General features: G+C 45.3%; 10 protein-coding genes. 4 read left to right on the top strand and 6 right to left on the bottom strand.

The window, feature by feature from the left end; genetic code table 11:
* Positions 1-762 carry a DUF928 domain-containing protein gene (locus ACTIE0_RS12170; RefSeq protein ID WP_006668819.1) on the bottom strand — a complete coding sequence of 254 codons (762 nt, stop codon included), beginning with the start codon at positions 760-762 and terminating at the stop codon, positions 1-3.
* A 179-nt stretch (positions 763-941) separates the two neighbouring features.
* On the opposite strand from ACTIE0_RS12170, the gene ACTIE0_RS12165 reads away from it, so the two are divergent.
* On the top strand, positions 942-2,291 hold the full coding sequence (locus tag ACTIE0_RS12165; protein WP_006625168.1) for a lysophospholipid acyltransferase family protein: 1,350 nt from the start codon (positions 942-944) through the stop codon (positions 2,289-2,291).
* Positions 2,292-2,297: 6 nt separating this feature from the next.
* Here ACTIE0_RS12165 and ACTIE0_RS12160 read toward each other — a convergent pair whose 3' ends face one another.
* The 3 genes from ACTIE0_RS12160 to ACTIE0_RS12150 form a co-directional block, all read right to left on the bottom strand.
* On the bottom strand, positions 2,298-3,134 hold the full coding sequence (locus ACTIE0_RS12160) for a hypothetical protein (RefSeq protein ID WP_006625169.1): 837 nt from the start codon (positions 3,132-3,134) through the stop codon (positions 2,298-2,300).
* Between the two features lie 288 nt (positions 3,135-3,422).
* A complete protein-coding gene (locus tag ACTIE0_RS12155; protein WP_006625170.1) occupies positions 3,423-4,322 on the bottom strand; it encodes a carbohydrate ABC transporter permease in 900 nt (299 codons plus the stop codon).
* A 28-nt stretch (positions 4,323-4,350) separates the two neighbouring features.
* Positions 4,351-5,511, bottom strand: coding sequence for a M14 family metallopeptidase (locus ACTIE0_RS12150; protein WP_006625171.1), 1,161 nt, complete (start codon positions 5,509-5,511; stop codon positions 4,351-4,353).
* Between the two features lie 212 nt (positions 5,512-5,723).
* Between ACTIE0_RS12150 and ACTIE0_RS12145 the strand changes: the two genes are divergently transcribed.
* Both ACTIE0_RS12145 and mnmE read left to right on the top strand, forming a co-directional pair.
* The gene (locus ACTIE0_RS12145; RefSeq protein ID WP_006625172.1) at positions 5,724-8,438 is read left to right on the top strand and encodes a DEAD/DEAH box helicase; all 2,715 of its coding nucleotides are present in this window, start codon (positions 5,724-5,726) and stop codon (positions 8,436-8,438) included.
* 113 nt (positions 8,439-8,551) lie between these two features.
* Positions 8,552-9,961: a tRNA uridine-5-carboxymethylaminomethyl(34) synthesis GTPase MnmE gene (mnmE, locus tag ACTIE0_RS12140; RefSeq protein WP_006625173.1), complete on the top strand. Its 1,410-nt coding sequence runs from the start codon at positions 8,552-8,554 to the stop codon at positions 9,959-9,961.
* A gap of 7 nt (positions 9,962-9,968) precedes the next feature.
* Here the strand turns inward: mnmE and ACTIE0_RS12135 are convergent, their stop codons facing one another.
* Complete coding sequence (locus ACTIE0_RS12135) at positions 9,969-10,685, bottom strand: TIGR00266 family protein (RefSeq protein ID WP_006625174.1); 717 nt, start codon at positions 10,683-10,685, stop codon at positions 9,969-9,971.
* Between the two features lie 75 nt (positions 10,686-10,760).
* Positions 10,761-11,945, bottom strand: a complete 1,185-nt coding sequence (locus ACTIE0_RS12130; RefSeq protein WP_006625175.1) for an NAD(P)H-quinone oxidoreductase subunit H — start codon at positions 11,943-11,945, stop codon at positions 10,761-10,763.
* Positions 11,946-12,052: 107 nt separating this feature from the next.
* Here ACTIE0_RS12130 and rsmH point away from each other — a divergent pair, with 107 nt between their 5' ends.
* Positions 12,053-13,027 carry a 16S rRNA (cytosine(1402)-N(4))-methyltransferase RsmH gene (gene rsmH / locus ACTIE0_RS12125; RefSeq protein ID WP_006625176.1) on the top strand — a complete coding sequence of 325 codons (975 nt, stop codon included), beginning with the start codon at positions 12,053-12,055 and terminating at the stop codon, positions 13,025-13,027.
* Positions 13,028-13,037 lie beyond the last annotated feature (10 nt).

Genomic DNA, 13,037 nt, shown 5'->3' with positions numbered 1-13,037 from the left:
TTAGGATGCTTCGATTTCCGAACCCACAGTTTCCTCAGTTTCTGGGGGACAACAGGGGGCGATCGGTTCAGAGGCGATATCTTTTAATCCTACGGACTCCATCAACTGTTCCCAAATTTCGGGATGGGTTTCTCGCAGTCCCAACGCAATCAGGAGAGTCTCCGGCCACATCTGTTGTTCTGCATACAGTGTGGCTTGATCAATGGGGTCAGTTTCGGCGGCAATTCTAGCTTTGTGTTCGTCATCTAATTCTATCCGTTCAATAGCCCCGGTGATGGATTCGTCTAAATCCCTTTGATTAGGATCGCAAAATAGGGAAAATTGCCAGGTGTAGGTTTCTCCCACTCTCAAGGAAACGGTTTCCGGTAGGCTAATTTTCATAATAGACCCTTGTGCAGGTGTGGCGAAACTTCCAACATAGACATCGCGACCTTGGCTATCTAGCACCAAAAATTCAGCCTTTTCGGCTTTGGTTTTCGGAACGTACAGGAAAAAGGTGGGATTGGGGGAAGCTGTCTTTAAGACCTCGTAACCTATGGGTAATAGGGGGATGAGAAAATCACTGTTGTTGTCACAAGTGCCATCGACCATGGTGGTGGCATTCCCTCGGGTTCCTCCCCCAGCGGTTGACTGAGGTGGCTGGCGACTTGGACCTTGTGGAAATTCTAGGGCTGTGGTCATGGAAAGGGGAGTTGCGATCGCTAATATAGTAGATGCGATCGCCGTTAACAGTGTCCGCCCACGCCAAAATTTGATTTTCATGTAAAACTATATACCTCCATAATCCGTTGAGCCAATTTACAGACAACTGATGCACTCAACTGATGACCCTAGTTTAATCTTTTCAATTCAAGTTGGTAAAAACAGCACTAATTTATTTTAGAGACTCATAGCATAATCGGCACGTTCCCGAACCTTGTAGTCAAATCCCCTAACATTATATGCCCAAAACTAAAACCTACGCCCAACCCCCCCTAGAATTTCTCCCCCCCAAGTTTAACCCTCTGGTTTTGCGACTGTGCCAGATCTTGATGCCTCTCTGGATGGCCGGGAAAACACCGATCGCTGATATTCAGATAGAACAAGGCGATCGCATCATTGAATTATTCCAACAATTCCAAGCCTCAAAAATTCGCTTCCTCCTTGCTTTTCGTCATCCCAACCCCAATGACCCCATCGCCCTTTCCCAGGTATTTTGGCGACGTATTCCAGCCTTGGCAAAATCTCAGGGTGTCAACCTTCAGGACCCCGTGCATTTTCATTTTATTTATGATCGCGGTATTCCTCTGTGGGCGGGAAATTTCGTGACTTGGTTATTTCCTCAATTGGGCGGCAGTTCCATTTTACGCGGCACGATAGATCGCCCTGGCTTAAAATCTGCCCGCCATTTATTTGTTAACGGTCGTTTCCCCATAGCTGCGGCTCCAGAAGGTGCAACTAACGGCCATAATCAACTAATTAGCCCCCTAGAACCCGGTATCGCCCAAATGGCTTTTTGGTGTGTGGAAGACCTCCACAAACTCCAGCGCACAGAAACAGTTTTGATTGTTCCCCTGGGAGTTCAATACTCTTATGTTCAAGATAACTGGAAAGCCTTAGAGTCCCTGTTAACCGAGATGGAAACAGATTGTGGCTTATCGACATCTAACCATCAGCCTGTTTTTGAGCATTTATATCCCCGTTTAATTAACCTGGGTAACTATTTACTAAATTTGATGGAAAATCTCTATGGTAAATTCTATCATCAAAATATTCCCCAGTCAAGTGATAATCAAGATTTATCCCAGCGCCTCCATTCGCTGCTAGATATCGCGTTAAAGGTTTCTGAAAGCTATTTTGGGATTCAACCTATAGGGGATTTAACTAGCCGTTGTCGCCGTCTGGAACAGGCGGGTTGGGAGTATATATATCGGGAAAACCTCAAGTCTCCAGAAGATTTATCAGCGGTAGATTTAGGACTAGCTAATCGCCTGGCGGAAGAGGCAAGTTTGCGAATGTGGCACATGAGATTAGTGGAAAGTTTTGTAGCGGTGACTGGGGAATATATTAAACAAAATCCCTCGTTCGATCGCTTTGCGGATACGGTAATCATTATTTGGACGGCGATCGCTAGATTAAAAGGCGTTAACCCTAATAAAACCCCCAACTTAGGTAAACAGTTGGTTAAAACTAGAGTGGGTGAACCTATTGCTGTATCCCCACGTTGGGCTAGTTATCAAAGCAGCCGTCGTCAAGCGATCGCTGATTTAACCCAAGATTTACAAATCGCCCTAGAAGAGTTAATTGTTTAGGCAGATTTATTTTAATTTATACTCCCGAAAATTCTCCCTTTCATTACCATTAATCCGTAACACAGCCAAGGGTTGATTTTGTTGATCACGGATTAAATAATACCATTGAAAGCTACTTTTCCCATTCAAGGCTTGCAGAAGTTCCGGTTGTCCCCGAAAGGCGATTTGAATCGCCTGTTCATATTCCTTAGCCACAATTTGACGTTCAAATCCTTTTTTGGGATTATCAACCCACATAGAATTATAATTCCAGATAATAATATCATCCTGTTGGTCAGGTAAATACAGAGTAATATCATTGACAAAGGATAACTTTTTCACGCTCCTAATTAAATCATCCAAGGTGTCAGGAACATCAGTCCTCGGCGGTTCATTTAATAAAGATACCTGCTGCAAAAACTCATCCCTTAGTTGCTGCATTTGTTCTGTAGCAATGCGTTTAAATACCCGGTTACGATGATTAGTAATCATCAAATTAGCGACAGATAAAACACTAATTAACACAGCAAAAACCGCCACAACTCCCGACATATATAACATATAGGTAGTTTTGGGCGCTTCGCTAACGGTCTCCAACTCCTCTAAACCTCGACTTTTGTTGAGTAAGCCAATAGACTTAACAATTTCTTGAATACCCAACACAAAAGTAATGGCGACACCAAAAACACTCAAGACAATACACCCGGCCATAATTGCCCTTAAAACCTGTTCAACTTGAGGGCTAAAAATATCCCAGTTTAACATATCATCAAAAATGCCTAACACGGCTAATGTCGCGCCTATTACCAACAGACAAACTGTCATCGCTACAGTGAAAGACAGAAGTTTAACTCGTTTTTTCATGGTTTAATCCAGCGACTAGATGTGAGTGTGCTTTTTTTGTCCGAAAATGCTAGGCTATTCGTTAACGTTATGAGGTAATCGACTCAATGACTGAACACGAAATGTTGATGCTAGGTATTCTCCTATTACCAGGTTTGGCATTATCCATCATCATTTTAGGGACTTTTGCGGCTGGCGGTTAATTAGAGATACGCACCCAGGGGACTAAGTGGGGTGATCCCCACCCCTGCTAATTAATAAACAACAGGATTATGGCAAATTCCGCAAGTGTGATTGATCACTTATTGATTATTTGCTGGCTTGGTCTTCCCCAAAAATCTGAAGCTGGAAATAGACTAAGACTAGGGCGATCGCTAACAATAAAGTCGCCGCTGCTGCTGCGTAGCCAAAATCAAACTGGGAAAAAGCCTGTTCGTAAATATAGTAAACCAGTAAATTAGTAGAGTTGAGGGGACCGCCGCCAGTAATTACATAAACTGGTTCAAAACTTCTCAGGGTAAAAATAACTGTAGTGACTGTAGCAAATACTAAGGTAGGTTGGAGACCCGGTAAAGTCACATACCAAAATTTTTGCCAGGGTCCCGCGCCATCAAGTTCCGCCGCTTCATAACGGTTAATGGGAATGGTTTGCAGTCCGGCTAAAAATACCACTAAGTTAAAGCCTAATTGTTTCCAAATACTTAGTAAAATTAAAACTGGCATAGCCCAGACTGTACTACTTAACCAGGGAATTGGATCGAAGCCAATTTGTGATAAAAACCCGTTGACGGGACCATCAGTTTGAAATAGCCATCGCCAACCCAAACCTACGGCGACTAAGGAGGTAATAGAAGGGATAAAATAAGCCGTCCGTAAAAACCCCCTAAACATCAAGGTTTGGTCTAGCATTACAGCTAGGGCGAGGGGGATGACTAAACTCGGAATAACTGTAGCAATGGTAAAGTAAATTGTATTACCAATAACCTGCCAAAAATCAGGACTGACAATTAAGCGCAGATAGTTGGTGAATCCTACAAACTCGACCCCAGACCGGGTAAAACTTCCCTGAGTGAAACTGAGGTAAATTAAATAAATAATCGGCCAGACAATAAATATCGCCATCAGAAATAAGGCGGGAGTTAGGAACACCCAGGCGGCTACTGATTCTTGATCTAAGGTTAACTTGGGGGTTGATTTTTTAGGATTCATATAATAGGGTATGGGGAATATTCATTGATTAAGTAAGATTAGTTTTATCTGCTGGAGTTTCCATGACTGATAAAACATAATCAAACTCATTAACACTGTGGTTGGTGGCGATATCGAAGACTACACCATCAGCTTCGGCGTAGACGGGGATAATTGTGGATGTTTGTTTATCTTTGTGGAAGGATAGTATATCATAGATTTTACTGTCTTTGGTAATGGCATCGCCAATGTTAATACAATTTTTAAACATACCGCCCTGGGGCGCATAGTATTTTTTTATCTGAGTTTTGGGAATCAGTTTAATGGGATAATTAGCGGTTTGCGGCTGGGGGAAACCTTCAATCTTTAACATACCTTTAGCGGCGAGATAATTTTTAATACCGATTAATCCGCGATTGACTGACTCTGGGTTCATGGTCATACCTGACCCTAATTCGAGAGTCCAAGATTCAATGTCAAAAATTAGGGGTTTTCCTAAAAGTTTTAATTGCTGTTCTAGGGCTAACCAAGGTTTGAAAAAAGCCTCGTCAAAAGCATCTCCATCATATTCATTCATCCAAATACCATAATCTAACAAAAAGGCCCTGGCGCTTTCTTCTCGACTATGGAAACAATACAAATAATCGATCGCTTGATTAGTGGAACTGTGCAAATCCATGACATAATCGGCATCAAGGCACAGGGATTGTAGTTGATAGCGGTAATATTCCCCGTAGGTCAGGCGACTGTTACTCTGGATTTTATGATCATGTAAATCGTGGAATTTTGCCAGGATTGTTTGCCGATAGTTGGCGATAATTTCTGGGGGGGTTAAATGCTGGTTAGCCCGGGCAAAACTGGCGATATCATCCCCGGTTTTTTGATAATCCCAAAAAATCCGATTCCAATCTTTGCCATCATAAACATGATAGCGACCATCAGAAAAATGGTGCGATCGCTGATTAACTCCTAGGGGATTACAAACCGGGACTAACCAAATTTCCCCGACCAATTGGGATGGGTCTAAATGAGACAAAAACCCAATCAAATGGTGAATTACCTCATTGCCACTAATTTCCGCGCCGTGCAAATTAGACTGTATATAGGCTTTTTTGCCAGGGTCTGCACCCTGAAACCGATAAACCTGTAACCCCAGGCGATCGCCCGAAGCCAACTGCAATAACGGAATAGTCGAAATTGTCGGTATCATTATGACACACACCCGATAGTATAATCTCAAACCTGTATCAAGACCCAGGGAGCCTGGGCAACTCCTGATTTTCAGGGAAAGGTTACAATAGCCTGATAGGTTAGTGCCAGCATCTAGCTGGCTTGGTAAAAGCGTCCAGCTAGGTTGGTAACTCACCAGCTTGGTAACAAAATCATTTAACTTATTTGTTCATTTTCTGAAAACATTACCCTGTGTCAAATCCTATCCAAAACAGCCCCAAACTCGATTTAAGTGATCTATTCCCTTTTGAACTCGACGATTTTCAGAAGGAGGCGATCGCCGCTTTAGACGAGGGAAAATCCGTAGTAGTATGCGCCCCCACCGGTGCCGGAAAAACCCTAATTGGGGAATATTCCATCCATCGCGCCCTCGCCAACGGTCGCCGAGTCTTCTACACCACACCCCTAAAAGCCCTCTCCAATCAGAAATTAAGAGATTTTCGGGAACAATTCGGTGATGAGATGGTGGGACTACTCACCGGGGATATCTCCTTTCATAGGGATGCCCCCATTTTAGTAATGACCACAGAAATTTTCCGAAATATGCTCTATGGTACTCCCATAGGTCAAGTAGGCACTTCCCTAGAAGGAGTGGAAGCCGTAGTCCTTGACGAGTGCCACTACATGAATGATAGACAGCGCGGCACTGTTTGGGAAGAATCAATCATCTACTGTCCTCGAAATATACAACTGTTAGCCTTATCGGCTACTGTAGACAACCAACAGCAACTCACCGATTGGATCAGAAGAGTTCACGGTCCGACAGAATTAATATCTTCCGATTCTCGTCCAGTCCCAGTAGAGTTCTACTTTTGCAATAGCAAAGGGATGTTTCCCCTTCTCGATGGTAGCAAACGCCGCATCAGTCCATCATTAGCCAAAAGCAGTAGAGCGCGTCAGCGTGGCAGTTATAACCGCAAAAGCACTGTACCGGAACTAGCCGATATTGTATCGCGACTGCAACAACGGGATATGTTACCGGCCATTTATTTTATATTTAGCCGTCGTGGGTGCGATCGCGCTGTGGGTGATGTTAGCCATCTATCCCTAGTCAACCGAAAAGAGGCGGCTATTTTACGCGATCGCATTGACCGTTTCATCAAAGACACCCCCGGTGCGGCTCGTCCCAAACAACTCGAACCCCTCGCCAAAGGCATTGCATCCCACCACGCCGGACTACTTCCCGCCTGGAAAATGTTTGTAGAAGAACTATTTCAGGAAGGACTCATTAAAGTAGTTTTCGCCACCGAAACCCTAGCCGCTGGCATAAATATGCCCGCCCGCACCACAGTAATTTCTAGCCTATCCAAGCGCACAGACGACGGTCATCGCCTCCTGAGAGCCTCCGAATTTTTGCAAATGTCAGGACGTGCGGGACGGCGCGGCATGGACACCATCGGCCATGTAGTGACCGTAGAAACCCCTTTTGAGGGAGCCCAGGAAGCAGCCTATTTAGCCACATCCAAACCCAACCCCCTAGTGAGTCAATTTAGCCCCAGTTATGGCATGGTCCTGAACCTGTTGCAGACTCACAGCCTAGAAGAGGCAAAAAACCTAGTTGAATCCAGTTTTGGTCAGTATACGTCCACCATACATTTAGTTCCCGCAGAACAATATATTAAAAACCTAGAAGCAAAACTAGCGGAAGTTGAAGCCGAATTAGGGTTAGGAGAGGACTTAGACATCAATACCCTAGAAGAAACCCTAGCTGACTATGAAAAGCAGCAGCAACGCCTCAAGCAGGAAAAACGACTGTTAAAAACCCTGCAAAAACAAGCACGAGAAGCCCACACCCAAAAAATGGCGGAAGCCCTCGACTTGGCAGAAGTTGGTACTTTGGTCAGCCTCCGGGGTAAGCACGTCCCCACCGCCCGCAAGTCAGACTCAGAGCCAATTTCCGCCGTACTGGTTGCCCAAACTCCTAGCCCTGGACAAGCGCCCTATTTCATAGTTTTGGGGCGAGATAACCGTTGGTATATAGTGGGTGCTATGGATGTGGTTAGTTTACAGGCTGAACTTCCTAGGCTGACCTGGGCAGATCATTTGGAAATGCCAGAAATGCAGTTTAAATTAGGACAATCACGACGGGGAGATGAAATAACTGAAGCGCTGGCTGTACAAATTCCAGAACTGTTGGTGGAAGATACCGCCCCAGAGGTAGCTAATCAAATAACTCGCATTGAACAGGTGGAGGAAATTTTAGCTACACACCCCGCCGAAAAGTTCGGGAAACCTCAAAAAATCCTCAAACGCTTGCGCCGTCGGAAGGCTATTCAGAAGGAAATTGTTGATTATCAGGAGGAGTTGCGTCAATATTTAGAACGCAATTGGCGGGAATTTCTGAATCTGATTGACATTTTACAAGAGTTTGAGGCTTTGGATGATTTGCAGCCAACTAAGTTGGGACAGGCGACAGCAGCCCTGCGAGGGGATAATGAGTTGTGGTTGGGGTTGGTGCTAATGTCGGGAGAATTTGATAACCTAGAGCCTTATAATTTGGCTGGTGCTTGTTCTGCTTTGGTCACTGAGGTTTCTCGGTCTGATAGTTGGACTCATTATCAGCTTTCGGAGGTGGTACAGGAAACTTTGAACCGCCTCTGGTCTTTGCGTAGATCTCTGATTAAGGTTCAAGGTCGCCACCATGTAGAGTTTTTGGTGCTTCCTGAACGCCGAGAACATCAGCGCCTCAGTGCTATTCTTGAACAGTGGGCTGGTGGGGTAGAATGGGCGGAATTGGTGAAAAATACCACTCTTGATGAAGGGGATATTGTCAGGATTATCAGACGCACTCGAGATTTTCTCTCGCAAATTCCCCATGTTCCTCACCTCAGTAGCACGCTGAAAGATAATGCGATCGAGGCTAAAAATTTAATCGATCGCTTCCCGGTTAATGAGGGTGTGCAGTAAAGGGATCATGGATGATTTTGGCTTCCTCTCCCTTCTGGGGAGGGAGGCTAGATGATGGCTAGATGTCGCCCCTACAACTTACTTGATAATGGGTAATATTGGTTATTACGAAAATGTCTCCAATTTCCACCAAAACTGAAACTATTGCAGCGATCGCCACCGCCATTGTACCACAACAGGGCAGTATTGGCATTGTCAGAATGTCTGGCTCGGAAGCTGTCGCGATCGCTAAAACCCTATTTAAAGCCCCAGGAAATCAGCCCTGGTCAAGTCACCGCATTCTCTATGGTTATATCCATCATCCCCACACACAGCAACTCGTCGATGAGGCTTTATTGCTATTAATGCTCGCTCCCCGCTCCTACACCCGCGAAGATGTGGTAGAATTTCACTGTCACGGTGGTATTATCCCCGTTCAACAGGTCCTACAGCTTTGTTTACAAGCGGGAGCCAGACTAGCCACCCCTGGAGAGTTTACCCTGCGGGCGTTTCTCAATGGGCGACTAGACTTGACTCAAGCTGAGAGTGTCGCTGAACTGGTTGGGGCTAAGTCTCCCCAGGCTGCTAGTGCGGCTTTGGCTGGACTGCGGGGAAAATTGGCGGCTCCCATACATCATCTGCGATCGCTCTGTTTAGATATTTTAGCAGAAATTGAAGCCAGGGTCGATTTTGAAGAAGATTTACCCCCCTTAAATGAATCGGAAATTATCCACCAATTGCAAGAAGTCTTACAGCAATTAACGGATATATTAGACACAGCAGATAGGGGAGAACTCTTACGCACAGGTTTAAAAGTGGCAATTGTCGGTCGTCCTAATGTGGGGAAATCTAGCTTATTAAATGCTTGGAGTCGTAGCGATCGCGCCATTGTCACAGACCTACCGGGAACCACTAGAGATGTGGTAGAGTCTCAGCTAGTGGTCGGTGGTATTCCCATTCAAGTTCTCGATACGGCTGGGATTCGTAAATCTGATGATAAAGTGGAACAAATTGGGGTAGAAAGGTCACAGATAGCGGCTCAATCAGCGGATTTGGTATTATTTACCCTCGACTGTGAAAACGGCTGGACAGAAGCGGAAAATGAGATTTATCAGCAGGTCAAAAATCGACCGATAATTATAGTGATGAATAAAAGCGATCGCCTATCCTCAGCACAGCTCGAAAATTTACGTCAATCTATTATTAACCAACTGGACATTAAACCCTCGTTAATTATTGCGACCGCCGCCACTCTTAATCAAGGGATTACCGATTTAGAAGAGAGTATCCTTAACGCTGTTCACACGGAAAACCTACAATCAGCTAATCTGGAATTTGCCATTAACCAGCGTCAAGCAGCAGCCCTTACCCGCGCGAAAATAGCCCTAGAACAAGTGGAAAACACCATAAGCGATCGTCTACCCTTTGACTTTTGGACTATCGACCTACGCGGCGCAATTCACGCCCTAGGAGAAGTCACCGGAGAGGAAGTTACCGAATCAGTATTAGACCGGATTTTCAGTCGATTTTGTATTGGGAAATAATCAACAATCATCCATCATTACTGACAGGAGGGAGAGTAATCATAGAATTAATGCGATCGGCAAGTCGAGAGAATGGTAAACTTTGAACAATCACAATACCCGGTCCCGTCATTTTCGCCAAAAATAAGCCTTCCCCACCAAATAACGCATTACGAAAGCCACCCACAAATTGAATATCATAGCGCACCGAGGGAGAAAAAGCCACCAAACACCCCGTATCAACTCGCAAAGTTTCCCCAGGTTGTAAATTTTTTTGAATCATCGCCCCTCCCGCTTGAATAAAAGCCAGACCATCCCCTTTTAGTCGTTGCAGAATAAATCCCTCTCCCCCAAAGAAACCAGCCCCTAATTTCTTAGTAAATGCCACATTAATTTCCGTACCATTAGCCGCACACAAAAACGCATCTTTTTGGCACAAAAATTCGCCACCAATTTGAGCTAAATCAACCGGAATAATTTGCCCTGGTGAAGTCGCAGCAAAACCGACCCTAGAACGTTGTTTCCCATTATTTAAAAACGTAGTAATAAAGAAACCTTCTCCAGTAAGCATCCTTTTAAAACCAGAGAATAAGCCCCCTTTTCCCATACCCGTTTGCATTTGAATACCATCTTCCATATAGGTCATGGTTCCCACTTCTGCTTGAACTCCCTCACCGGGGTCTAGTTCAATTTCCACCAATTGCAAATCATTACCATAGATTTTGTAATCAATTACATCAGCCATAAGTAAAAACACCGTAAAAAGCCACTATTGAGGGCAAGCCCGAAGACTTGCCCCTGTATGTCAAGGGAAATGAGATTAGCGGTCTACTGACCCCATAATAATATCTACACTTCCCAAAATCGCCACAATATCAGCCACTTTTTCACCTTTAACTAAATCGGGAAAAATTTGCAAATTATTAAAGTCTGCTGCCCGAATTTTAAACCGCCAGGGGAAAACATTATCATCACCGATAATATAAATGCCCAATTCTCCTTTACCGCTTTCCACCCGCACATAATGTTCTCCAGAAGGAATCTTAAAAGTCGGAGCAATTTTTTTCCCAATAAACTGGTAATCAAAATTATTCCACTCAGACTTAGGCCCTCCCATCATCCGTTGTGCCTCTAAATTCTCGTAGGGACCCCCAGGAAGACCATCTAAGGCCTGGCGAAGAATTTTAACAGATTCCCGCATTTCCCGAATTCGCACCACATAACGGGCGAGGCAGTCCCCGGCAGTTTCCCAGTGAACATCCCAATCAAAATCATCGTAACACTCATAATGATCCACCTTACGAAGATCCCAATCAACCCCAGAAGCGCGCAACATAGGGCCAGATAGTCCCCAGTTAATCGCTTGTTCACGGGTAATAACTCCCAAACCCTCAATACGGCGGCGGAAAATCGGGTTATTGGTGATTAGTTTTTCATACTCATCAACTTTGGGGAGAAAATAATCGCAGAAATCGTGGCATTTATCAACCCAACCATAGGGAAGGTCGGCGGCGACTCCACCAATGCGGAAGTAGTTGTTATTAACCATGCGATAGCCAGTAGCAGCTTCCCAAAGGTCATAAATCATTTCCCTTTCCCGGAAGATGTAGAAGAAGGGAGTTTGCGCCCCTAAATCTGCCAGAAATGGTCCTAACCAGAGTAAATGATTGGCGATCCGGTTTAACTCTAACATGATTACCCGGATGTACTGGGCACGTTTGGGAACCTCAATATTAGCCAGCATTTCCGGGGCGTTGACTGTTACCGCTTCATTGAACATCCCGGCGGCATAATCCCAACGGCTAACGTAGGGAACATACATGACATTAGTCCGGTTTTCGGCGATTTTTTCCATGCCCCGATGTAGGTAGCCGATGACTGGCTCACAGTCTACTACATCCTCGCCATCAAGGGTGACAATTAGCCTCAACACTCCGTGCATGGAGGGGTGATGAGGTCCCATGTTGATGACCATGGGTTCGGTGCGAGTTTCGATTCTGCTCATATCGTTTTTGATCGCGCTAGAGTTTATGATGGTCTTATAGTCTCGTCAAATCTGCGTAACTTGCCGATTAATTTGAGTTTCCTTTAACTGATTATAGGTATTTTGGGGTGTCTGAGAAAGGTAGAGATTTGGATAATGTGGAATTCGGTGGGAAATTTGTCCATATTCCGGTTCTGGGGCGGGAGTTAATTGAGGGGTTAGCAGTCCAGGAGGGTGGTCACTATCTCGATGCTACGGTTGGCGGCGGGGGACATACAAGGATGATTTTTCAAGCAGCCCCTAATGTGCGAGTGACAGCCATTGACCGTGATTTAGAAGCGATCGCCGCTGCCAAGTCCATGTTAATGGATACTATCGGTAATTGTGGCGCGCGCCTGAAATTTTGGCACGGAAACTTTAGCCAATATCCATCGAGTCCCTCACAATTTGACGGCATCATAGCCGATTTAGGGGTGAACTCCCATCAACTCGATACCCCAGGACGAGGATTTAGTTTCCGTCATTGTGGACCATTAGATATGCGAATGAACCCACAAGACCCCCTCAGCGCCGCCGAAATCATTAACACCTGGGACGAAAAACAACTGGCTGACATCTTTTATACCTACGGCGAAGAAAGGCTATCTCGGCGCATAGCAAGGCAGATTGTCGAAAAACGCCCCTTTCAGACCACCGAACACCTCGCTAATGCGATCGCCAATTGTGTACCCTCCAAGTACCGTTATGGGCGAATACACCCAGCTACCAGAGTTTTTCAAGCCCTACGCATAGCCGTTAACGGAGAACTAACCGCCCTAGAAACCTTCCTAGAAACCGCCCCCACCTGGCTCAAACCCCGAGGACGTATCGGCATCATCAGTTTCCACAGCCTAGAGGACAGACCAGTTAAACACGGATTTCGCCATCATCCCCTACTGAAAGTCTTAACCAAAAAACCCATAACTCCCCAGCCAGATGAAATTAACCAAAATCCTCGCGCCCGTTCCGCTAAACTTAGATTAGCCGAAAGAAGTGCAAGTCAGCACCCCCGGCTGAAGCACGGGGGCTTCGTGCCCCCCTTTCAGGTAGCTGACCAGCTATAGCCTTAACTGG

The sequence above is a fragment of the Limnospira sp. genome, from assembly GCF_051859755.1.
Lineage (GTDB): Bacteria > Cyanobacteriota > Cyanobacteriia > Cyanobacteriales > Microcoleaceae > Limnospira > Limnospira fusiformis.
The sequence above is the reverse complement of the archived record's forward strand: the minus strand, read 5'-3'. Positions and strand labels throughout refer to the sequence as shown.

Coding starts and splice junctions, on each gene's coding strand:
- ACTIE0_RS12160 (WP_006625169.1), bottom strand. CDS start 3,134: ATGAAAAAACGAGTTAAACTTCTGTCTTTCACTGTAGCGATGACAGTT.
- ACTIE0_RS12155 (WP_006625170.1), bottom strand. CDS start 4,322: ATGAATCCTAAAAAATCAACCCCCAAGTTAACCTTAGATCAAGAATCA.
- ACTIE0_RS12150 (WP_006625171.1), bottom strand. CDS start 5,511: ATGATACCGACAATTTCGACTATTCCGTTATTGCAGTTGGCTTCGGGC.
- ACTIE0_RS12165 (WP_006625168.1), top strand. CDS start 942: ATGCCCAAAACTAAAACCTACGCCCAACCCCCCCTAGAATTTCTCCCC.
- mnmE (WP_006625173.1), top strand. CDS start 8,552: ATGTCTCCAATTTCCACCAAAACTGAAACTATTGCAGCGATCGCCACC.
- ACTIE0_RS12170 (WP_006668819.1), bottom strand. CDS start 762: ATGAAAATCAAATTTTGGCGTGGGCGGACACTGTTAACGGCGATCGCA.
- ACTIE0_RS12130 (WP_006625175.1), bottom strand. CDS start 11,945: ATGAGCAGAATCGAAACTCGCACCGAACCCATGGTCATCAACATGGGA.
- ACTIE0_RS12135 (WP_006625174.1), bottom strand. CDS start 10,685: ATGGCTGATGTAATTGATTACAAAATCTATGGTAATGATTTGCAATTG.